Consider the following 20,259-nt stretch of genomic DNA (forward strand, 5'->3'; position numbering starts at 1 on the left):
TTTAGGGTTCTAAAGCTTCTTCGAGAAAATGCAGAATGGTACGCTTAGTCTTGAAATAATGACTCATCAGACTGGCAAGTGTTGCCACAATGGTAATATGACCTGTCTTTGGAATCACGGCGATATGGCTGTGGTTGCCCTTTTGTCTCAAGGCAATATCCAGATCAAGTGTATTTTTTCTTTCCACCAACTGATCCTGTTCCGCCACCAGCAAATAATGCTTGATTCGATTCGGTTCAATAAAGTAATAAGGCATCACCTGCTGATAGGAAATCTTCTGGTCAAAGGCATGTTCGGATAAAGGATCACCCACATAGTCAAAATGGTAAGGTCCAGCCAGACCCACAATCGCCTTGATCTGGTCTTTATATTTGAAGTTTTGTGACTGGGCTGAATAGACAACCGACATCACGTTAAAAGCCCCTGCCGAATGTCCCATCAGAATCATGTTGTCAGTTGAGATATTCAGCTTGTTTTGATTTTGGGACAAATAATGAATGGCCTGCGCAAGGTCATCAATAAAGGCTGGAAAGATATGTTCAGGCGCAAGATGATAGTTAATCACCGCAACATCATAGCCCTCACGTGCGAATGTCTCACCAATAAACAAATAATCACGTTTATTGCCATGCTGCCATGAACCACCATGTACAAAGACAATCAATGGCCTTTGCTTTTTGGCATTTTTACTGCGATATAAATCTAGACGCTGTCTTGCTTTTAAACCGTAGGCCAAATGCTCTTCTTTTTCAAAAGTGTCCTTTGGCGTCAAATAATTGATTGAATAGCTGGCAAAATCATACAGGCGAAATTCCTGATATAAGTTTTTCGCCCGTATCACGTTTTCTTGTACTTGCTGAATAAGTTGCTTCATAAATTAAGGTGCGGTTGGTGTCGTCGTCACGGGTTCATCTTGATCAGGATCAATTGCAACTGGTGTTTCAACTAAAGGCTGTGTTGTCGCTGCACCGACCATTGGCGTGGCAGCAGATGAGTTCATCGTCCCTGAAGATTGATCAATGTTGTCAATCAGCGTGACAATTTTACTCACATTGCCCACTTTTTGTAAGACATCATCCAAATCTTTCACTTCAGCGGTATTAAGGCGCCCCATCACATACAGCACACCATTTTCAGTATGCACCAGTACCTTACTGTCAGAAACCACAGGTGCTTTCATCAGTAGACCACGGGTGTTCGCCGTTACCGTGGCATCCTGCATGATGGTGCTATAGCTTACTTTATCGCCTACAGTGATGTAGTTGTGAACCGCCTTAACATCGCTCATGGCGCGCAGGTTATCTTCCGCCAACTGTTTTAAGTAAGGATCAGGAACCTGGCCAGTCAACAAAACATTACTGTGGAAACTTTCAATATTGATGCGTGACTGCTTAAAGCGATGGTCTAGTTTGTATAGGTTGATATTTGCAGTACGCTTGATTGAAGAATCAATAAAAACCTGCCCTAGACTACGTTCACCACTGCTTGTACCAACAGGCGCCGATCCTGTTCCACCAGAAATAAAACTCGCACATCCCGATAAACTTGCAACGCAAACCAACGTCATCGTTAAACGTTTCAACACTTGGCAAGACTCCCTATCCACTAACTTGTTCAATCTACTGCACTTGTCTTGAAATGACTCAACCGTATCTCAATCCAAAGTAAACGCATGTTTAATCCATTGCTGATCATACTGCAATTTTGAAAAATCTGGTTGTACTGTTTTTGCAAGTTTCTGTGGAAAATCAAAACAGATCACATCAAAACGACAGTCAAAATTGTAATAATTGGGATATCTTTGTAAAAAGAACTGGGCCGTCTTGATAATCTTGCGTTGCTGCGAATATGAAATCACTTCACAGGCCTCTGCATAACTGCCTGCGGAACGGGCTTTCACCTCCACAAAAACCAGCTCATTGTCGCGTTTGACAATCAGGTCAATTTCTCCAAAACGTGAATGGTAGTTTTTATTGACATATTGATACTGCTGGGACTGTAAAAATAGCAATGCCGTTTGTTCTGCCCACTGTCCCAAAAGATGTTTCTGCTGCTCCATTGTGCCCATATCTTATTTCAAAATTTCAATGCTATTTTTTTGCTGCCTATAACAATAGGGCTGCCTGGAGATTTTATGGTCTTTTAGCGGCTTTGTTGCATAAAGGTTTGAAAGGCTGAGTTCCCTTAAGCTACTCAAATTTAAGAGACAACTTGGGTATGAGGGCGACCTAATTCTGTGAATTTATTCAAGACTGCCATGCGTGCATGGATCTCATTCACCTGACTTGGAAAACTCCGCGCTGTTAATTTATCGCCTAATAATTTGATGCAATGCATCTTGGTTTCAACCAAACTTCGACGGTGATAACCAGACCACTTTTTCCAAAGCGATCTGCCTAGCCGTTTGACTGTCTTTAATAATTTGTTCCGCTCTATAGACCTCGCTTGCTGATCCTTCCAAGGCTTTGCATTCTTTCTAGGTGGAATGATCGCATGTGCATCTCGATCTAAAATGACTTGTCGGCAGTGCTTGGTGTCATAAGCACCATCTGTATAAACAGAATCAATTGGTTCATCCAAGGGAATTTTAGCAAGTAAATCTTCGAGTACTTGAGAATCACTGACATTATTTGTGGTGAGTTGTACTGCACGTATTTGCAGGGTTTTAGCATCTATAGCAATGTGAAGCTTACGCCATTGGCGACGATATTCAGCCCCATGTTTCTTGCATTTCCATTCACCTTCACCAATAAACTTCAAGCCAGTAGAATCTACGAGTAGATGTAGCCCATTACTACTTTTTTGATAGCTAATCGCAATATCAATATGCTTTTGTCTACGACAAAGGGTGGAATAATCCGGAGCTGTCCAATCTAATCCAGAGAGTTTAATCAAGCTTTGAACAAAACCTGTGACCATGCGTAAAGAGAGTCGGAATAGCGATTTGATCATTAAGCAGCATTGAATCGCTGTATCAGAGTAGGTTTGATTTCGACCTTGCTTGCCTTGTGATTGTGCATACCACTGAGTCTTTGGATCAAACCAAATGGAAATATTACCTCGGTTAATTAAGGCTCGGTTATAGGATGACCAATTGGTTGTACGGTAGATTTTAGAGGCAGGCTTATTCATTTTGAAATTATATTGCTGAATAAGCTTTTGATGCTAGGTTTGTGCAACAAAGCCTCTTTTAGCTCAATTGCACCCGTTCGCCCAACAAAAGAGAACTGTACCTGTCCAGTTTGCTCCAGGAACTGTTGGCTCATGCTCCATGCATCCCCCCCAAAAGCAAGCAAACGTTGAAATGCCATATTTTCAGGCTGTTCCTTGTAGGCTTCAATCAAGTCTGCCCATTGGCCATTATATAATGCGGGGACATCACAGAAACTCAGTCCTATAGGTATAGGTTGTCCCTGCTCAATACTCAGGGGTGTCGCATAAATATTTTTCTCAGGTAATGATCCCAGTTGCTCCATCCATTGATGGTCACCCAATAGCAACACGCCCTCTTTTCTGGAGAGTTTTTTCGGTAACTGATTAACCATTTCAATATCTGAACCAAACTCAGCCACCAATGCCACTAAAAAAAGCTCAGTGGCTGACTCAGTGCCTGTCTGGCGTAAAACAAATAGTTTTTTCACCCCATCTTTTTTCAGTAGTTGGTTGAGGGCAACCGCATCATCCTGCTTGGCCAGACTATATTGCCAGACGTTGGCTGCCTGTGTGTTGACATCATTGAGGGCCAGTACGGGAATTTTGGGACTAAGCTGTATAACGTTTTCAATTTCAGGTCTTGCCAATGGCCCAACAATCAGTCTGGTCTTATTGGTGACTTTTTTCTTAAAAATTGAGTCGATGCTATTTTTTGCGGAATCTACAAAAATAATTTTTTCTTTACTGCCAGATGCTGTATAAGCACTCAGGAAACCACGTTTGATGCTCTGGCCTGCTCGCGCCATCGTGCCAGATTCAGGTAAAATCACCAGTACGTCCGCATAGGCTGGACTCATACATGCTGCCAAACACAGTAGCAGCCAATATTTTTTGTAAGACATGAGGAAGTTACCTTTTATGAGTGCTCAATTATTTGTTGTAGCAACCCCGATTGGGCACTTGGATGACATGACCTTTCGTGCAATTGATATTTTAAAGTCTGTATCGGTGGTTGCAGCAGAAGACACTCGTCAATCTGCTCAATTATTCAAGCACTATAATATCTCAACTCCGCTAACAGCGTGTCATGATCACAACGAAAGTAACAAAATTGATCAACTTCTCCAAAAAATGCTAAATGGTGAAAATGTTGCCTTAATTAGTGATGCTGGCACGCCCCTGATTAGTGATCCAGGTTTTAAACTGGTTCGTGCAGCTCAGGAACATGGCATTCGTGTGATTCCTGTACCTGGTGCCTGTGCTGCAATTGCGGCATTAAGTGCGGTTGGCTTGCCAAGTGACCGTTTTAGCTTTGAGGGCTTTCTACCATCCAAAGCATCGCAACGGATTAGCCAGCTTGAAAAATTAAAAGATGAAACTCAAACCCTGATTTTCTATGAAGCACCGCATCGTATTTTAGACAGTGTAAAAAATATGGCTGAGGTATTTGGGGAAGACCGTCCTGTCGGTTTTGCCCGTGAAATTACCAAGACTTTTGAGACCATCAAAAAAATGACCTTAAAAGAATTGGTCACATTTATTGAAAATGATCACAACCAGGAAAAAGGTGAAATTGTGGTTGTGGTTGGTGGAGCATCTGCGGAAAAAGATATGGAGCAGGATAAACTGGATGAGTTGTTAAAACGCTTATTACAGGATTTATCGGTAAAAGCGGCATCACAATTGGCTGCTGATTTAACAGGTATTAAAAAGAAAGTGGCTTATCAACGCGCTTTGGAATTGACTCAAGATAATAAATAATACTTAAAAAGATACGTAGGAAATGACTATAGACTCATTACCCATGTTAGGTCCCCATGAAGGCAGAGAACTTGAATTGCTGCTTTCTGGTGAAAAACCAATTGCCTTTTTTTATGAGGGTATTCCTGATGAGTTTTTGCCTTATCTTGAATCTGGCATTTTAAAATCCAGAATTAAGATGACCACAACTCGTATCCCCAATATACAGATAGAAAATGTTCTTATTTATAAAAATGTTACAATAGAACAAGTGGATGAATTAATGGCTGTCATTGAACAATCCCTCAATCAACCAAAAGCTGGGCTTGTACCAGAGCTTGAGCGAAGAATTGGATAATTGCTGGGCTATCGAGAGGAAGATATTGAGTACTATATCCAACATATCCTCAGAAAAAAATAGCCCTAAAAACTACCCTTTTAAAATCAGACTTTTATTCCTAGACTATGACGGTCCTGCTTACGCTCTGCTTTCGCCTGCTTAATCACACTTAAACCAGAAGAAACACCTAAATACGCAATAATAAAGGCCACAAATAGATCAGGGAACATACTACCTGTTCCAAACACACCGACAGCAGCAATAATTACGGCGATATTGGCGATAGCATCATTGCGGCTACAAAGCCACACAGAACGCATATTAGCATCGCCATCACGAAATGCGTATAGCATCAATGCCACAACCACATTAACCGCAAGCGCAAGTACACCAATTGCCCCCATCAACATTGGTTCAGGCGTTATTCCAAGCCACCATGTCCAAATCACTTTAACAATGACGAAAATCCCAAACGCAGCCATGGTCATCCCTTTCAGTAAAGCTGCGGTTGCTCGCCAATATAGCGTCATGGAGAGCACTGCTAAGGAGATGGCATAGTTAGCAGCATCACCTGCAAAGTCCAAGGCATCCGCCCAGAGCGACACAGAACGTGCATGTGATCCCCCGATAATTTCCACAAAGAACATCAATGCATTTAAAACCAGCGCAATCCATAAAGCCTTTCTAAACTTTGGACTAATTTTTTGTGTTGGCGAACACATTGTGTTGCATCCACATCCTGCCATGACTTTTCTCACTTAATCTTTTATAGTGATTTAAAACCCTAGAGTAACTCCAGAGTCAAGCATGATCAGTTTTAGTATTGGACAATTAGCAAAAAAGTCAGGTGTATCTGTGAATACAATTCGATATTACGAAAAAATTGGGTTGCTGGACAAAGCCCAACGAACGGCGGGAAATTACCGTCATTATTCGGAACAAATGCTTTCAGAATTGTTATTTTTAAAGCACTGCCGAGAACTGGGCATCACCATACAAGATATTCAAAAGCTCAAGGATTTATCAACCAATCCGAATCAAACCTGCATGGAAGTCGATCATCTGATTGATCAATATCTCGCCGAGGTTTCTCAGAAGATTAAAAATCTGGAACATCTCAAACAAGATCTAAGCCATCTAAAGCAGCAATGCTCTCAGCATCGAACCATTGAACAATGTGGCATTCTAAAAGAGTTACACCAGCCACTTGAATGTAGCCATGAGTCGCATCAGCACAAAAAAGCACCACAGTCGTGATGCTTTTCTATGTCATAACTGACTTAATCTTGATGCTCACCTGGCGGAACTTCAGTAATACGCCCACCACGAGCAAGAAACGCGGCAACTTCATCTTCTAAAGCTTGGCGTTGTTTCTGCTTCGCAGTCACGGTTAAAGTTTCAGCTTCGGCTAGATCAGCGTCATTGGCGCTCGATTCTTCACTCTCTGCACCACTTTCTGCCGCTTTCGCCTCTTCGTCGTCTACAGCAGCATCTTCTGTGTTTTCGTCGTAATCATTCATTTCCGTCATCTTCATCTCCCCACAATGACTCAACTCTCATCATCGCTATTTGGCCATCAGAACTAGGTGGAATTTAGCAAGCTCTTCACATTTAGCAAAGTACAATATTTGTTGAAACGTACTTTTTATGACCAAATTCACTCTGATTTATAAATGATTGTTTAAAAAATATCTACTATTTTTTAACACGCATATTGTGTGTGTTTCAACGCACCTAATCCATTGGCTTGTTGCATAAAACGATCTTTAAACCAATCGAACTGTTCAACCTGTTTCAGACCAAAATTTCTTGCCCAAACAAAAGGAAATAATTCTGAACTTTCAATCCATCCAATCGCAGACATGCTATGCATCATGGCATCATTTTGCCCCTTACGTTGGTGTTCATAACGCAATAAAGTTTGTTCGTTGGCCCACACACCACGTTTTAAATCGTGTAGTAATACATCACACAATACAGCAGCATCTAAACAGCCAATATTCACCCCCTGTCCAGCCAAAGGATGAATCACGTGTGCGGCATCACCAATCAATGCCAGACCCGATTTAATATAACGCTGAGCGGCACGTGCTTTTAATGGGAATTGTGCTCTAGAACGCACCTCAACCACTTCACCCAACATATGTAGACTTTCTTGCGTCAATAGTTGCATAAACGCTTGGTCGCTGAGTGCTGAATATTCATCGGTATAATCATCTGGTAAAGTCCAGACAATCGACTGCCAATAGCCATTCTCTTGTGGATCAAGACTCGCCATCGGCAAATAAGCCAGTGGACCCGTTGGTAGGAAAATCTGTCGTGCCACATATTGATTCGGGCGTGTGGTTTTAATCGCACAGCTGATCGCCGCTTGCTTATAATCCAGAACATCTAGATCGATATACGCCTGCTCACGTACGAAAGAATTCGCACCATCTGCACCAATCAGCAACTTGGTTTTTAGTGTTGTACCATCTGCCAATTGAATTGACCAGCCTTGTGGAATCTGTTCAATCCGAATGACTTTGACTTGAGTTCGATAGTCTTTGAGTTGTTGCAGCATTTTTTGTTGAATCGCAACATTCAAGACACTCGGCTCAACCATTGAACCTAAAGCCTGATCTGATTGAGGTTGCTGTTCAGAGCTATGTCCAAAATTAATTTCACCATAGCCATTTTTATTCCAGACCTGCATGCCTGAATAAGGCATTTGACGTGCTAAATCATTCCAAACATTGACTGTTTTGAGTAAGTGAATCGTCGCCTGACTGAGTGCCAATACACGAGGATTCATCACAGCCAAAGTTTTGTCTTGATCAAGTACAGGTGCGGCATCGAGTACTGTGGCTTGGACACCGCCTTGTGCCAATAGTAATGCGGTTAAACCACCAACCAAACCACCACCAACGATGACAACATCTAACATTTCACTCATGCTTTTAGTCCCATCGCATAATTAGCAACCAAAGGCTTAACGCCTGGAATTACATCAAATGCAATCAGCCCCGTATTGCGTAATAATTTGAGAATTGGATTTTGATTGCTAAAACCACGCACCACCGAATCACAGAACTTGATTACACGTTGCTGATCCTTTAAACGAGATTGTTCATAGGCCAATAAATTTTCAGGTGCGCCAATATCATCTGACTTCGCCAGTTGCTCCATCAGGAACCGAACCAGCACATCTGCATCACGCAAGCACAGGTTAAAACCTTGCCCTGCCACTGGGTGAATGGTATGTGCTGCATTCCCCATCAACACCACACGTCCAACCGCCTGCTTATCTGCTAACACTTGCGACAATGGATAGCTAAAACGTTTGCCTGTTTTTTCAAATTTCCCTGCTCGATCCCCATAGGTTTCCTGTAGAGCATCAAGGAAATGTTGATCATTTTCTTCACCTAACCATTCTGCTTCAGTACCTTTTTTCACAGGCCACACCACTGAACGGCGGTATTCGCCTGGTAAAGGTAGAAGTGCCAATGGTCCCAACGCACTAAAACGTTCAAAGCCAACCTGCTGGTGCGGCTTAGAAGTCTGTACAGTGGTCACAATCGCGACTTGGTCATAATCATGCTCATCTACACCCACGCCAATCGCTTGGCGGCAGAATGAATCCCGACCATCAGCCGCAATCACCAACTTGGACTTTAATGAATGGATATATTCGCCATTACGCATGGCTTCGATGTGTACCTGATCTGCATCTTGAGTCAATGAAGTCACTTGCACACCATCAATCAATTCAATCAGAGGCTGCTGGCGAACCTGAGTCAGCAATACACGACCGAGCCAAGCATTTTCAATCACCTGCCCAAAGCTTTCTACTTTTTCTTGTTCTGCCACCAAACGAGCCTTACCAAAGCTACCCTGCTCGGTAATATGCACTTGCAGAATTGGCGTGGCATGTTGCTGTAAGGCTTCCCACAAACCTAATTTTTGGTAAATCTGTACGCTACGACGTGACAATGCGGTGTTACGCGCATCAAAGCTGGAATGATAAGGGGCCACATTTTCATCATCGTAATTTGGATATTTCACAGCTTCTAATAGCTTTACTGCGATATTAGATTTTGCCAACATTAAAGCAAGGCTGAGTCCAACCATACCTCCACCGACAATGATGACTTGTTGCTGCATATCGTTATTCCTTATCACTTTTTCGTCATTTCAACTATCTTACTCTAAGCACAAGCAAAAATGGAGTGTAGGCTTTGTTTGCGCTGTGTATTTTATTAATAATTTCCATAGTCCCCTTATACAATAGTCTATGATGAAACAGAACAAACCGCCTTACTCATCTTCATCCAGTTTTCTGAATCTGGTAAATTAAACATAATATCTAAATACCAAATTCCAAAAATTGCAGGCAACAATAAGAAAGATGCATGTATAAACCTCATTACTGCCATAAAAACAGCCCATTTCCCATAATAATATTTAATTTTTCGTATCGTTTTTTTATGAGGAGCAGGATACTGTTTAAATAAAAAAACAGGGAAACAGTCTCTCCACCAAATAAAAAGAAGAACAGTAGATGCAATTAAAGGAAAAACAACCATTACACCATAAAATAAAATTTCATATCCAAATGGAAAACATGCCGCCCAAAAAATGATAGATTCAATCCAATATAGGATTGAAATAAATAAAAATAGAATAGGTAAAACCCATAAGCTATGTAACGCAATTATTTTTACTCGCTCTTTAAACGTATATTGTGGCGCATACTCACTCATTTTATTATTCTCTTTATATTTCAAAAGGCTTAAATCCATTTAAGCCTTTTGATTTTTTATTCTGCTTGAGCCATTAATGCTTCGATCTCCTCAACCGTTTTCACCACATTTTTGGTTAAAACCAATGGACCACTTTCAGTCACGACAATATCATCCTCGATACGAATACCGATACCACGCCATTTTGCATCGACGGTTTCATCATCAGGTGCGACATATAAACCAGGCTCAACCGTGACCACCATACCTGCTTCATAAGCACGCCAGTCTTCACCTGTCTTGTATGCACCGACATCATGTACATCCATACCGAGCCAATGCCCTGTACCATGCATAAAGAATTGACGGAATGCTTCGCTTTCAACTAATTCATCCACATTACCGCTAAGTAAGCCAAGATCAACCAGTCCTTGGGTTAAAATCTTTACTGCTACTTCATGTGGATATTTATAGTGATTGCCGATACGAGTCGCATCAATTGCAGCAAGTTGAGCTTCAAGAACCACGTTATATAATACTTTTTGTTCAGGACTAAATTTACCATTGACGGGGAAAGTTCGGGTGATATCCGATGCATAGAACTCATATTCACACGCCGCATCAATCAGGACTAAATCACCATCTTTTAGCGGCTTGTTATTTTCAACATAATGAAGAATACAGGCATTTTCACCACCACCAACAATACTGTTATACGATGGCACACAGCCATTTTTACCAAAGATATAATTCAGTTCCGCTTCAAGCGCGTATTCCATCATATTGGGTTTCACGCTTTGCATGGCACGAGTATGGGCTTCAGCACTGATATTGGAAGCAATCTGCATCAGCTCAATTTCTTGCGCCGATTTTTTTAAACGCATCTCATCAACAATACGATCCAATTGAACCACTTCTGCGGGTGCAGCGCCACCACGACGTTGTTGTGCATCCGCTTTTTGAATCCACTGGCTTACACGCGCATCAAATTCAGCATTCTGCCCAATACGATAATAAAGACGATGTTTATTTAAAAGCTTGTCGATGATTTCTTCATCCAACAAATCAATTGCATAAGCCTCATCTGCATCATAAATTTCAATCGCACCATCCATACCCGCACGATAACCATTCCAGATTTCCATCTCGCGATTACGTTCACGACAGAATAAGCTATAGCTATATTCCTCGCCCTCTGCAAAGGTTTCGATCACAGCAACGGCTTCTGGTTCTGCAAACCCAGTCAGATAATAAAAACTACTGTCTGCACGATATTTATAATCCGCATCGCGGTTACGATACATTTCTGCTCGCGTTGCAATAATGGCAATGCTATTGCTGCCTATGTGTTGAGCAAGAAGATCACGGCGTTGTTTAAAATCGGCTTGACTTAATTTCATATTGTCCTTCTGATGAAAATGAATGATTGTAAGTATCTTTATTTATAAGAGCTTAAGGCACCGCCCGAGTTAACTCGGACGATGTGGGGTAAACATTTCAACGACATTTTGTGCATCGCCAATATCACCCTGATTTTTACTTTTTGCATGGAAGTTTTGTAGTAATGAGCTTTCGGCTACAGCAATCTTTTTACGGCCAATCGACAGACTCACAGGAATCAGGCGTATAAACTCATACAGTTCCTGATAGCTTTCCTCACCCTCTTCATCATTGTCTGAATCTTCAAACTCAACAGCTGCAACATCTTGTAAATGTTCAATCAGCTCTTGTTCTTCTGCACGAATATGACCAGAAGCCAGACCAAAACCAAGAACCACACCAGCACACCAATCCGCCAATGCCTGAACACGGTCTGCAAGCAAATGAGTGTCGTCTGGCAATAATGGTAGATAATCGAGTTCGTCATCCGATAAAGCATGGGAAACATCTTCCGCTTCATCTGTCAGGCTTTCCAGCGCCTCTGGCTGTAAAGCAGGCACATTCAGGGTGTTTAATATTTGTGACCATTCATCGGAGGTCGGCGCCTGTGTCACACAAACTATACCTGTGAGTAAACCATGTAACTCACTTGGGCTTGAAATTTCCTCAATCCCATCAAAATGGGTATTCCATTCCGTCCAACCTGAAATATCGTCTTGCATTCGTTTATCCAATCTCTATACTGCTGTATATATTACCTTTGATTGCAACTCTGTGCGACCTTCGTTATGTTAGAACAATTACAGCGTCTACAAGCGCATATTGGTGTTTTAAAAACACGCTTACATCATTTAGAGCGAGAAAATGTATCGCTCACTGAAGCCAAACAACTCGCTGAAACTGATCATCATGCACAAGTTGTGCAGAAAAATAGCATTATCACGCAAAAGCAGGAAGAAGTTGATAACTTAACTGAACAACTGACTCAGTTACAAGATCAATTTAAACAACTGAATACTGATGCAACAACTTTGGCTGAACGCTACGGGCGTTTAGAGAAAAGTACCACTGATCTTAAAAATCGCTTTCAGGAAATTTTGGCGGAACGTAATGATCTACGTGTCACCAAGGAAAAGCTACAGGCACAGCAACGTCATAGCCAACAGGAAATTCAGGACTTGCAGCAGGACCGTGATCGTTTGTTGCAGAAGAATGAGTTGGCAAAGTCTAAAGTTGAGGCGATTATCCAGCGCCTAGCCGTTCTTGGTACAGCCCAGGATCAACATGCACAAGAGATTCAGCAACTTGCCCACCCAAATGCTGAAACACAAGAGGAGACCTGATCATGAGTGAACCGATTGTTGTCGAACTTCGCCTAATTGAACAGACGTTTCGGCTGAACACGACTGAAGAAAAGCGTGAGGAACTGGAACGTGCTGCTGAATTACTGAACCAGAAATTTCATGATATGCGCCGTAATGCCCCACGTGTTGAACATAACAAACTTGTGATTATGGTTGCACTGCAAATGGCTCAGGAAGTGTTTAGCCTGAATAAGTCTTTGCAGGAATATGCACATTGTGAACATCTACTCCAGACCATTTTGGAAGATGTGGAACAGACTGTGTAGAAAAATATCTAAATGTTAAGATTATTTGCACAAAGCCCCATCAATTGGTAAGTATCTTTACAGATAATTGATCTGCAAGGATTGTCATCGTGTAAAGATCAGTTATACTAAAACTGTCTCTAGGGTGTTCGCCAGTACGTCTAGTCCCCTGCCGATACTTAAATTTATGGATGTGTTCTGTGTATTTTGAGTGTATGCCTGCCTCGAGTAGGAAACCCATTAAGTATACGTCACCTCCACCTTGAACTCATCGGGTTCAGGGTAACGACCATGCAGCGGCACCTCTGGAGCATTTTATTTAATATAAAAACAATAACTTACAATAATTAAATCATTTTCAAAACCTGTTATTTTTAAACAAATCAATCAAAAATAGGCTTATAGTAGGCTTTAAAAATATTGTGCTATATTGCCGTATATCGTTTCGTACTTTTTGAATCAAGATGAACCAAAGATATAAACTTACAAAAACATTTATCGACAGCATCCCGCTTGAAGAATCTGGAAGCAAATTTTATCGCGATTCAGTAACGATCGGCTTTGGTTTAATTGCAACAAAGTCGAAAACCTATTTTGTTGAAACGAGAATGCCAGATGGACGTAATAAACGGAAGTCGATCGGCAAACATGGTGTGTATACTCTTGAGCAAGCACGTACAGAAGCTAAAAAAATATTATTAATGATGCATCAAGGCATTGATCCAGTTGCTCAGAAAAGACAATTAAAATCAGATTTTAAATCTGAAAAAGAAGCTAATGATTTGATCCCAACACTAGAAAAAGCTTATGAAATCTATAAAAGTAAAAAAAAGCTAAGTGCTAATACAATAGATGCTTATGATCGATGCGCAAATGATTATTTTAAAGACTGGAAAGATATTAAGATTACTGATATTTCTCAGAAAATGACTTTAAACAAACACATGGATTTATCTGTGCGAAGCTTAGCGCAGGCCAACCTTGCAATGAAATTTTTATCAGCTGTTTATAATTTCAATGCTTCAATTCTGTATAACGATAATGATGAGAAAATTATCACAGAAAAAAGTCCTGTAGGAGTTATTTACAAAGAGAAGAAATGGAACAAGATAAAACGCCGAAAAGGTTATATTCGGGCCGACCAAATCCATGACTGGTCATTTGCCGTGTGTACGACTTGGTGGGCTGGCAATCAAAATGCAAATCATCGTGCATATACAAATCAAGATTACCTATTCCTATTAATTTTAACAGGGCTTCGCAGAGAAGAAGGTGAGTCGCTTGAATGGTCAAATGTTGACTTAAAGTATGGAACTATAAAAATTCAGGATCCCAAAAACCATGAAGATCTTCTTCTGCCGATGGGTGACATGCTTTGGTATATTTTGGTAGAGCGGAAAAAACTTGCTGGTAAGAATAAATATGTTTTCGCTGGGGATACGATTGATTCACATATCGTTGATAAGCGCGAAACTCGTTATGCAATAACTGAAATAACTGGCATCCAATTTACATTTCACGACTTGCGAAGAACTTTTGGAACAATTGCAAACAGTCTAGCAATTGGTAGTTATACAATCAAAAAACTCATCAATCACACTACTGATGATGACGAGAATGATATAACTGATGGATATGTCCAGGTAACTTTTGATGATCTTCGTAAAGCTATGAACATGATTGAAAGTGTTGTGCTGTCTGACATTTCAAAAGCTTTGATAAAAAATAGAATTTACTTTGAACGAAAATCATCAATACGGAATATTCAGAAAACTTGGATGGAGCACAACGATACTATTATCAAAAATGGTGATATTTATGAAACTTTACTATCTCAAAAAAGATAACTTATATCTGCATGTTCAGACTACTTTGTTTGAACAATATGAAGATTCTTCAGCTATAAGTGGATTATTTAGTCCGCAATATATCTTTTCTGAGAAAAAAGATGGTGCTATGCAATTCTCAAATAAAGCTGATGCTAATAGATATTTAATATTAAACAGTAGAAAACTTAAAGATTTTACTGTTGCGATTGAATAAATATGATTTTTATACATGATACGCAAAAATTTATTCATATTTTGACAAAAATATTCAAATAAAAGAAAAACGCTTAATCTCAGTGATGAAATTGGGCGTTTTTTTAAATCATGTTGAAAACTTCTTATAAGCATTCCCAAGCTTCACATCGTAATTGTTTTTTTTGTAGTCTTTGCCATTGTAGCCCAGCGCAAAACCTTTCCAGTCCTTGTTTTTCAGTGCATTTATTAGATTGTTATGCTTGATATAACGACACATAGCATCTAGCTGGGATGCCTCATTATTGTACATAGCATTAATAAATTGCTGAATAGAGTCATATCCTAAGCTATACCAGTGATAGCCCATGACCTGGCCAATACCCCAGCTACAGGCTTCTAAAGCTGACGTTCGGTCAAACTTTGCAGCATCATCTAATTTTTTATGTTGCTGTGAATATAGGCCATATCCTCCCCGTGTTTTACTACATAAATCTGGTCGCTTGATTTCCATTGTTTCAGCAATACTTCTTTTACCATTGACGATTAAACGCTGACGCATGACATGACGCTCAAAAAGAATGACTGGTGTACCATCATTATTGAATCCTGAACCTTTACATTCAACTTGAATAACTGCTTTCAATGCCGCTACTTCAACACCAAGCTTTTTAGCTTGCTCTATAATCTGCTGATCTGTTAATTTCTTACTCACTTCGATTCACCTTTTTTTCAATTAAGTTGCTCACGAAATGAGTACCCATGTAACCAATTGCCGATGCCGCGCCAACTGAAACAATCTGAGGGATACCGAGCCACTCAAGCACAGACCAGACACCAACAGAAAATAGGCCGCACATGATTGATTCTGCAAAATCAGCCTTACCTAATTTTTTCTTAGTACGAAAATAAGCCATGATGAACCCCATAAAAAATGAAGTTAATGCAGTTCCAAAAGTTTGAAAAAGCTCTTGAATCCATTTCAATACATCCATAAATGCCCCTAATCTTGGTAATAAAAAAACCCTGACTCTAATTAAAGGTCAGGGTTGATCATGGTTTGTTGGGTATTATGCTATTGCTATCCAAGATGTGCCGTTGTAGCGATAGAAAGTATTGCCCTGTAAAAATACGAAACCTACAGGCATCCCAGTCAACGCACTACGTTCTGCAAATGTTCCGATGTTTTGAATATTTAAAACGGGATTAACACCGAACGGAATCACTTCAGAATCTGAACGCTGAGTAACAATAGACTGAATCGTTGTTGTACCACTGCTCACTGTAATTAGCCCACAAACACACAGGGCGTTATTTATTTCTGCTGGGGTGTACACATACCGCCCCATACGATCCGCAGAATATGTTGCTAGCAGATACATATCCGCATCAGAACGCAATCTGAATATTCCTGATGATCCATCCAAACGCTGGGCTATTGATGCAAAATAGATTGTATTTCCGCGCGACAATGCTGTTGTGGGTGCATCATTCACGTAAAAGCTGAATCCACTCGCTGGGCGGTCAAACAATGCAAGAAAGGGCCCGCTATAGGTAAAGCTAATCTCGGTATTTGCAGGAATTTTTATCGCTTTTGGATACCATTGCTTAATGTATTGGTTTGCTGTATCAACAATTGACAAGGCTTTTGCCTTGGTAGAGGTCAGCCCAGTCACTTCATTTAAATTGAGGATATTTTGAGGGATGAGTGACTTGTTGAATTTTGTGGCAGGCAATCCGTAGTCTGCAATAATCACATCACGCACACGCTCAGCAATCATGCGTGTTGCACGCCACTGATAATGCACATTATCTTCCCAAAAATATGTTGCGGGCAAGTTCGCAAACACGTTGTAGATGTTCACGAAGCGAACGTCGTATTCATCACACAAACGTTTCAGTGACGTGTTCCATGCTTTTGTTTTTTCTAAATATTCAGCGTTTCCGCCACGGTACGGAATACTCAATACAATCGTCATCACGCCCGCAGTTTGCAATCTAACAATATGTTTTCGCATATAATCAATATACTGCTCACGAGTAAAGTTCTTGCTAATATCATTTGTTCCCCAAGCGATAATACATATCTGGGGCGAAAAACTTGTAAGCATTGATTCTATGTTTTGCCATCCATATTCGGCTGTTTGACCTGGACTACCATCGCCACGTACTCGACCCTCAGCATAATACACATAGTCTTTTAGCAGCATCTCAAGTGTAGCTGGATATGAACCCTCGCCGAGCGCTGTAACACGGTTTGCAGATGCATCACAAAAAGCTGTGTTTGAGTCCCCCCAAACAGCCACTGTTGGACCAACGCGCCAGAATGACTTTGCATCGTACAATATCCATGTCTCTTGCCTCAAAGTGCCTTTTAATATTTGCTCATGCGCTAAATAATTTGGAGTTAAAGCCCCTTTTGCTTGGGTTTTGACGAAATTATCATGACCTTTTAAGTCAATAATCTCTGAAATCTGCACAGTACCATCCATCAACTGCACATTATTATTATTGTTTATTAAATTGTTGATTGCAGCCGTGCTATCAACACCTGCTGTATGATCAATCAATAGGTTATCAAACGATGAAACAACATCCTTGTTTTTTTCGCGCTGGATGCGACCAGACCATGTCATTACAGCAGAGTCAACAGATGCTCCGCTACCATTCGAAATAATTGAATTTAAGATGTCAGCAAAGTAATTGCGTGTATAGGTATTTGCACTTGATAGAGTTGACTTATCACCATCAATACGCGCCTGAATCTCTGTGTTCAACTTATTTTGTAAGTTGGTGTCAGCCGCAATACGTGCCAATACTTCCGCATCAAGATCATTGCGTAAAATTAAATCGGCCGCAATACGGTCTGCAATTTCCTTATCAAGCTTTAAATTCAATAACCAATCTGCAACACCCAATTCTTGAAGCTTTCTCCAAATCTGATCAAAATCATAATTTACAGGTTCAGGGCGAAATGAATTATTGTATGTCTGGTAGTCCGTATTACGCTCAAGAGGTGTGTCACGTTTGATAATGACTTTTGCTTGATTTATGGGTGCAGTTAAAAATATCACAGCATTATCAGTTAATGACCATTGCCCATTTTCAGGCTCAATACCATTAACAGTCACAATAAGAAACTCTTGTTTCTCGCAATAAAATTCCAATGGAAATACCGTAGTAGTTCCATTGGCTACATACTCTTTATATGGAATCTGTTCAGGTACAGCCATGTTGTCCACCCATTAATTGTCAAAATCTAAAGTGGCTTCATGTACGCCACCGTTGGTTCTCCAATTAGGGCTTTCTTTGTACCCCTCTTTGTTGTGTATTTTCCCGACCCGTTCAGGCTGATCTGTGACAGCGCCAGATAAAGCGTCCAGGTGGTCATCCTCTTGCTCTGTCACGGCTGGATTGAACATCCGCATTTGCTTGTATTGCTTGGATGTGTTTTCACCCTCATGGGTATCAACTACAGATACATGCACCCACAGCATGCCTGACACTAATGGTCCCTCTAGGCCCTCTAAAATGCGCTTATTCTTGGCCTGTGATGAATGTATTTCGGATACCCCACAACGAATTTTGCGTTTCTTCAATGCCCCTTTAAGGGATGCTGGAAAGAAATTCCCAATGCCGTTGGTCTCAATCGTGACTCGTGGGACATGAAATTCTTCGATAAGGTCGCATAGCTGCCAAACTTGGCCACCATTAATATTTCCATCGTCATCTGTCTCAACGACTGCGCCAAGCAATTCAATAGAACGATGCCAATATTTATTACCAATATCATCATGGAGTACCAGCTCAACGGCTGATGTATCTGACTTGGTTTTGCCTGAACTTGGGTCTGATCGGCATGTCATCCCCACTATTTGACGTTCACCCAGCATCATGATGTAGCGGCCATTGGCACGGCGTAGCACTGGTTCAACATCGTAGGCAATCATTTTGTCAGGGTCTAAACGGACGTTTCCGACAGGCTTGGCGTGTAGCTGATACTGTGAATCCCATTCATTCAGCGTACGGCACTCTTTACGGCGCTTTTCCATTTCTTCGGGTGTGAATCTTTCAGCCCAAAGCGCATCACTATAAACATCAATGAGGTAATGTTCTTTGGTGAATATAATGTGGTAGGCATTACCCTTTTTAATGTATTGGTAATCCGCACCCAGTAATAAAAACTTGGCTGTAATGCCAATGCCACTAAATATATTTTTAGGTTCAAAACCCACAATGGCCGTTGAGCAATTCTCAAAACGTGCCTCATGCTCAAACATCTTGAGAATCATACATTTTGCCCCTAGTTTTTTTACATGGGTATAAAGGGAATCATGGGTGTGTGGTGTGCCGACAAATAGTTTTTGTCCACCTGGAATAAGAATGTGTGTCTGCTCAGAAAGGCGGTAGCGGAGTTTTTCCCGTGCCTCTGGTGTGCCAATATTGCTTGGTACTTCTACATCGTCATTCTGGATTTCATTGGCGCGTGCGCCTGTGACGTTGGATAAAATGCCACGGGCATGTATAGAACCGTGACGCACGTCTGTAGAACCTGTCACCCACCACTTTTGAGTCTCACCACGTTCTTTTTTAATATTGAATAGCTGACAAAGCGGATGACGCTCTAGGACTTGCTCGGTACCACGGCTGACTTTGTAGGCATCAGGATCGGTTGCACCTTGATGTAGGATAAGATGGTCAGAATTGCAGAATAATTTCCATGCGTTATAGATGTCTAAGATTGTAGATTTACCGTGGCCACGCGGCATCATCAATAAGCCAAGCGCACCATAATCTTCCAGAAAATCACAGACATCTAAATGGAAATCGGGAACGACCCAGTTAAGCGTTTCGGCATAAACTAGGTAGAACGCTGCAAAGCCAACTTTAATCATCAGCTTGGACGCTGTTTGCGCTCCTCAAGCTTCTTGGCAACTGATTCTAATAATGCTGCTGCCTGCATCTCTGGCGTGATCTTGCGCTCGTTAGGATCACCCACGGACAGCTCATCATCATTGAGAATACGCTTGATTTTCTCCATGCACGTTAAGGCTTCTTTTGCGCCCTTGTACAGCCAAACTAGATCACCACGACCTTGCTTGTCGAAAATATCTTGGCCATAAGCTTCAGTGATTAAATCAATAGAACTGGATGCAGCCATTTCCAAAGACAGTTCCAGTTTCTCTTTGGTCTCAGGCTTTAAGTGACCGACTTTTTTCTTTTCAGTAGACATATAAAAAACCCTCGTATATTTAGGTATATATACGAGGGTTGGTGGATCGGTTAGTTGGGTAT

23 protein-coding genes, 1 other RNA gene and 1 pseudogene are annotated in these 20,259 nt (G+C 41.0%); 8 read left to right on the top strand and 17 right to left on the bottom strand.

Annotation, left to right across the window (positions count from 1 at the left end; translation table 11 throughout):
• Window position 1: 1 nt before the first annotated feature.
• The 5 genes from QLH32_RS05395 to QLH32_RS05415 form a co-directional block, all read right to left on the bottom strand.
• Window positions 2–874, bottom strand: coding sequence for an alpha/beta hydrolase (locus QLH32_RS05395; RefSeq protein WP_283268532.1), 873 nt, complete (start codon window positions 872–874; stop codon window positions 2–4).
• 3 nt (window positions 875–877) lie between these two features.
• Window positions 878–1,567 (bottom strand): BON domain-containing protein, encoded by a 690-nt coding sequence (locus QLH32_RS05400; RefSeq protein WP_432442308.1) that lies wholly within the window; start codon window positions 1,565–1,567, stop codon window positions 878–880.
• Between the two features lie 87 nt (window positions 1,568–1,654).
• On the bottom strand, window positions 1,655–2,059 hold the full coding sequence (locus QLH32_RS05405; protein WP_004678091.1) for a YraN family protein: 405 nt from the start codon (window positions 2,057–2,059) through the stop codon (window positions 1,655–1,657).
• A gap of 140 nt (window positions 2,060–2,199) precedes the next feature.
• Complete coding sequence (locus tag QLH32_RS05410; RefSeq protein ID WP_283268533.1) at window positions 2,200–3,132, bottom strand: IS5 family transposase; 933 nt, start codon at window positions 3,130–3,132, stop codon at window positions 2,200–2,202.
• Window positions 3,129–4,055 (bottom strand): penicillin-binding protein activator, encoded by a 927-nt coding sequence (locus QLH32_RS05415; RefSeq protein ID WP_283268534.1) that lies wholly within the window; start codon window positions 4,053–4,055, stop codon window positions 3,129–3,131. Before QLH32_RS05415 ends, QLH32_RS05410 begins: the two co-directional genes overlap by 4 nt.
• Window positions 4,056–4,071: 16 nt before the next feature.
• Here QLH32_RS05415 and rsmI point away from each other — a divergent pair, with 16 nt between their 5' ends.
• Both rsmI and QLH32_RS05425 read left to right on the top strand, forming a co-directional pair.
• Window positions 4,072–4,914: a 16S rRNA (cytidine(1402)-2'-O)-methyltransferase gene (gene rsmI, locus QLH32_RS05420; RefSeq protein ID WP_279959229.1), complete on the top strand. Its 843-nt coding sequence runs from the start codon at window positions 4,072–4,074 to the stop codon at window positions 4,912–4,914.
• A gap of 22 nt (window positions 4,915–4,936) precedes the next feature.
• Window positions 4,937–5,248, top strand: a pseudogene (locus QLH32_RS05425) (hemin receptor); the annotation flags it as partial.
• A gap of 89 nt (window positions 5,249–5,337) precedes the next feature.
• On the opposite strand, the gene QLH32_RS05430 reads toward QLH32_RS05425, so the two are convergent.
• Window positions 5,338–5,979, bottom strand: coding sequence for a cation efflux transmembrane domain-containing protein (locus QLH32_RS05430; RefSeq protein WP_283268535.1), 642 nt, complete (start codon window positions 5,977–5,979; stop codon window positions 5,338–5,340).
• A 61-nt stretch (window positions 5,980–6,040) separates the two neighbouring features.
• Here QLH32_RS05430 and QLH32_RS05435 point away from each other — a divergent pair, with 61 nt between their 5' ends.
• Window positions 6,041–6,490 carry a MerR family transcriptional regulator gene (locus QLH32_RS05435; RefSeq protein ID WP_283268536.1) on the top strand — a complete coding sequence of 150 codons (450 nt, stop codon included), beginning with the start codon at window positions 6,041–6,043 and terminating at the stop codon, window positions 6,488–6,490.
• A 23-nt stretch (window positions 6,491–6,513) separates the two neighbouring features.
• Here QLH32_RS05435 and QLH32_RS05440 read toward each other — a convergent pair whose 3' ends face one another.
• The 6 genes from QLH32_RS05440 to QLH32_RS05465 all read right to left on the bottom strand — a co-directional run bounded on the left by QLH32_RS05440 (window position 6,514) and on the right by QLH32_RS05465 (window position 12,056).
• Window positions 6,514–6,762 (bottom strand): hypothetical protein, encoded by a 249-nt coding sequence (locus tag QLH32_RS05440; protein WP_004652618.1) that lies wholly within the window; start codon window positions 6,760–6,762, stop codon window positions 6,514–6,516.
• Between the two features lie 173 nt (window positions 6,763–6,935).
• Window positions 6,936–8,168, bottom strand: coding sequence for an FAD-dependent monooxygenase (locus QLH32_RS05445; protein WP_283268537.1), 1,233 nt, complete (start codon window positions 8,166–8,168; stop codon window positions 6,936–6,938).
• The gene (ubiH, locus tag QLH32_RS05450; protein ID WP_283268538.1) at window positions 8,165–9,376 is read right to left on the bottom strand and encodes a 2-octaprenyl-6-methoxyphenyl hydroxylase; all 1,212 of its coding nucleotides are present in this window, start codon (window positions 9,374–9,376) and stop codon (window positions 8,165–8,167) included. The genes QLH32_RS05445 and ubiH overlap by 4 nt, the downstream gene beginning before the upstream one ends.
• Window positions 9,377–9,504: 128 nt before the next feature.
• Window positions 9,505–10,014: a hypothetical protein gene (locus QLH32_RS05455; RefSeq protein ID WP_283268539.1), complete on the bottom strand. Its 510-nt coding sequence runs from the start codon at window positions 10,012–10,014 to the stop codon at window positions 9,505–9,507.
• 17 nt (window positions 10,015–10,031) lie between these two features.
• Window positions 10,032–11,354, bottom strand: coding sequence for a Xaa-Pro aminopeptidase (pepP, locus tag QLH32_RS05460; RefSeq protein WP_283268540.1), 1,323 nt, complete (start codon window positions 11,352–11,354; stop codon window positions 10,032–10,034).
• Window positions 11,355–11,423: 69 nt separating this feature from the next.
• Entirely contained in the window at window positions 11,424–12,056 is a 633-nt protein-coding gene (locus tag QLH32_RS05465) for a UPF0149 family protein (RefSeq protein WP_283268542.1), read from the bottom strand.
• 66 nt (window positions 12,057–12,122) lie between these two features.
• On the opposite strand from QLH32_RS05465, the gene QLH32_RS05470 reads away from it, so the two are divergent.
• The 5 genes from QLH32_RS05470 (at window position 12,123) to QLH32_RS05490 (ending at window position 14,986) form a co-directional block, all read left to right on the top strand.
• Window positions 12,123–12,677, top strand: a complete 555-nt coding sequence (locus tag QLH32_RS05470) for a hypothetical protein (RefSeq protein WP_267980945.1) — start codon at window positions 12,123–12,125, stop codon at window positions 12,675–12,677.
• A gap of 2 nt (window positions 12,678–12,679) precedes the next feature.
• Window positions 12,680–12,964, top strand: coding sequence for a cell division protein ZapA (locus QLH32_RS05475; RefSeq protein WP_267980946.1), 285 nt, complete (start codon window positions 12,680–12,682; stop codon window positions 12,962–12,964).
• 113 nt (window positions 12,965–13,077) lie between these two features.
• A non-coding RNA gene (ssrS, locus tag QLH32_RS05480) (6S RNA) lies at window positions 13,078–13,259 on the top strand.
• Between the two features lie 148 nt (window positions 13,260–13,407).
• A complete protein-coding gene (locus QLH32_RS05485) occupies window positions 13,408–14,790 on the top strand; it encodes a tyrosine-type recombinase/integrase (protein WP_283268544.1) in 1,383 nt (460 codons plus the stop codon).
• On the top strand, window positions 14,762–14,986 hold the full coding sequence (locus tag QLH32_RS05490) for a hypothetical protein (RefSeq protein ID WP_283268546.1): 225 nt from the start codon (window positions 14,762–14,764) through the stop codon (window positions 14,984–14,986). Before QLH32_RS05485 ends, QLH32_RS05490 begins: the two co-directional genes overlap by 29 nt.
• 108 nt (window positions 14,987–15,094) lie before the next feature.
• On the opposite strand, the gene QLH32_RS05495 is transcribed toward QLH32_RS05490, so the two are convergent.
• From QLH32_RS05495 to QLH32_RS05515, 5 genes are all read right to left on the bottom strand, one after another.
• Window positions 15,095–15,679, bottom strand: a complete 585-nt coding sequence (locus tag QLH32_RS05495) for an N-acetylmuramidase family protein (protein ID WP_283268548.1) — start codon at window positions 15,677–15,679, stop codon at window positions 15,095–15,097.
• A complete protein-coding gene (locus QLH32_RS05500; protein ID WP_283268453.1) occupies window positions 15,672–15,959 on the bottom strand; it encodes a phage holin family protein in 288 nt (95 codons plus the stop codon). Before QLH32_RS05500 ends, QLH32_RS05495 begins: the two co-directional genes overlap by 8 nt.
• 75 nt (window positions 15,960–16,034) lie before the next feature.
• Window positions 16,035–18,197: an SGNH/GDSL hydrolase family protein gene (locus tag QLH32_RS05505; RefSeq protein WP_283268454.1), complete on the bottom strand. Its 2,163-nt coding sequence runs from the start codon at window positions 18,195–18,197 to the stop codon at window positions 16,035–16,037.
• Between the two features lie 12 nt (window positions 18,198–18,209).
• Window positions 18,210–19,859: a phage terminase large subunit gene (gene terL / locus QLH32_RS05510; protein WP_283268550.1), complete on the bottom strand. Its 1,650-nt coding sequence runs from the start codon at window positions 19,857–19,859 to the stop codon at window positions 18,210–18,212.
• The gene (locus tag QLH32_RS05515; protein ID WP_004757545.1) at window positions 19,859–20,197 is read right to left on the bottom strand and encodes a hypothetical protein; all 339 of its coding nucleotides are present in this window, start codon (window positions 20,195–20,197) and stop codon (window positions 19,859–19,861) included. Before QLH32_RS05515 ends, terL begins: the two co-directional genes overlap by 1 nt.
• Window positions 20,198–20,259 lie beyond the last annotated feature (62 nt).

The organism is Acinetobacter corruptisaponis (assembly GCF_030053775.1).
Lineage (GTDB): Bacteria > Pseudomonadota > Gammaproteobacteria > Pseudomonadales > Moraxellaceae > Acinetobacter > Acinetobacter corruptisaponis.

Coding starts and splice junctions, on each gene's coding strand:
- QLH32_RS05395 (WP_283268532.1), bottom strand. CDS start 874: ATGAAGCAACTTATTCAGCAAGTACAAGAAAACGTGATACGGGCGAAA.
- QLH32_RS05400 (WP_432442308.1), bottom strand. CDS start 1,567: ATGACGTTGGTTTGCGTTGCAAGTTTATCGGGATGTGCGAGTTTTATT.
- QLH32_RS05405 (WP_004678091.1), bottom strand. CDS start 2,059: ATGGAGCAGCAGAAACATCTTTTGGGACAGTGGGCAGAACAAACGGCA.
- QLH32_RS05410 (WP_283268533.1), bottom strand. CDS start 3,132: ATGAATAAGCCTGCCTCTAAAATCTACCGTACAACCAATTGGTCATCC.
- QLH32_RS05415 (WP_283268534.1), bottom strand. CDS start 4,055: ATGTCTTACAAAAAATATTGGCTGCTACTGTGTTTGGCAGCATGTATG.
- rsmI (WP_279959229.1), top strand. CDS start 4,072: ATGAGTGCTCAATTATTTGTTGTAGCAACCCCGATTGGGCACTTGGAT.
- QLH32_RS05430 (WP_283268535.1), bottom strand. CDS start 5,979: ATGGCAGGATGTGGATGCAACACAATGTGTTCGCCAACACAAAAAATT.
- QLH32_RS05435 (WP_283268536.1), top strand. CDS start 6,041: ATGATCAGTTTTAGTATTGGACAATTAGCAAAAAAGTCAGGTGTATCT.
- QLH32_RS05440 (WP_004652618.1), bottom strand. CDS start 6,762: ATGACGGAAATGAATGATTACGACGAAAACACAGAAGATGCTGCTGTA.
- QLH32_RS05445 (WP_283268537.1), bottom strand. CDS start 8,168: ATGAGTGAAATGTTAGATGTTGTCATCGTTGGTGGTGGTTTGGTTGGT.
- ubiH (WP_283268538.1), bottom strand. CDS start 9,376: ATGCAGCAACAAGTCATCATTGTCGGTGGAGGTATGGTTGGACTCAGC.
- QLH32_RS05455 (WP_283268539.1), bottom strand. CDS start 10,014: ATGGATTTAAGCCTTTTGAAATATAAAGAGAATAATAAAATGAGTGAG.
- pepP (WP_283268540.1), bottom strand. CDS start 11,354: ATGAAATTAAGTCAAGCCGATTTTAAACAACGCCGTGATCTTCTTGCT.
- QLH32_RS05465 (WP_283268542.1), bottom strand. CDS start 12,056: ATGCAAGACGATATTTCAGGTTGGACGGAATGGAATACCCATTTTGAT.
- QLH32_RS05470 (WP_267980945.1), top strand. CDS start 12,123: ATGTTAGAACAATTACAGCGTCTACAAGCGCATATTGGTGTTTTAAAA.
- QLH32_RS05475 (WP_267980946.1), top strand. CDS start 12,680: ATGAGTGAACCGATTGTTGTCGAACTTCGCCTAATTGAACAGACGTTT.
- QLH32_RS05485 (WP_283268544.1), top strand. CDS start 13,408: ATGAACCAAAGATATAAACTTACAAAAACATTTATCGACAGCATCCCG.
- QLH32_RS05490 (WP_283268546.1), top strand. CDS start 14,762: ATGAAACTTTACTATCTCAAAAAAGATAACTTATATCTGCATGTTCAG.
- QLH32_RS05500 (WP_283268453.1), bottom strand. CDS start 15,959: ATGGATGTATTGAAATGGATTCAAGAGCTTTTTCAAACTTTTGGAACT.
- QLH32_RS05505 (WP_283268454.1), bottom strand. CDS start 18,197: ATGGCTGTACCTGAACAGATTCCATATAAAGAGTATGTAGCCAATGGA.
- terL (WP_283268550.1), bottom strand. CDS start 19,859: ATGATTAAAGTTGGCTTTGCAGCGTTCTACCTAGTTTATGCCGAAACG.
- QLH32_RS05515 (WP_004757545.1), bottom strand. CDS start 20,197: ATGTCTACTGAAAAGAAAAAAGTCGGTCACTTAAAGCCTGAGACCAAA.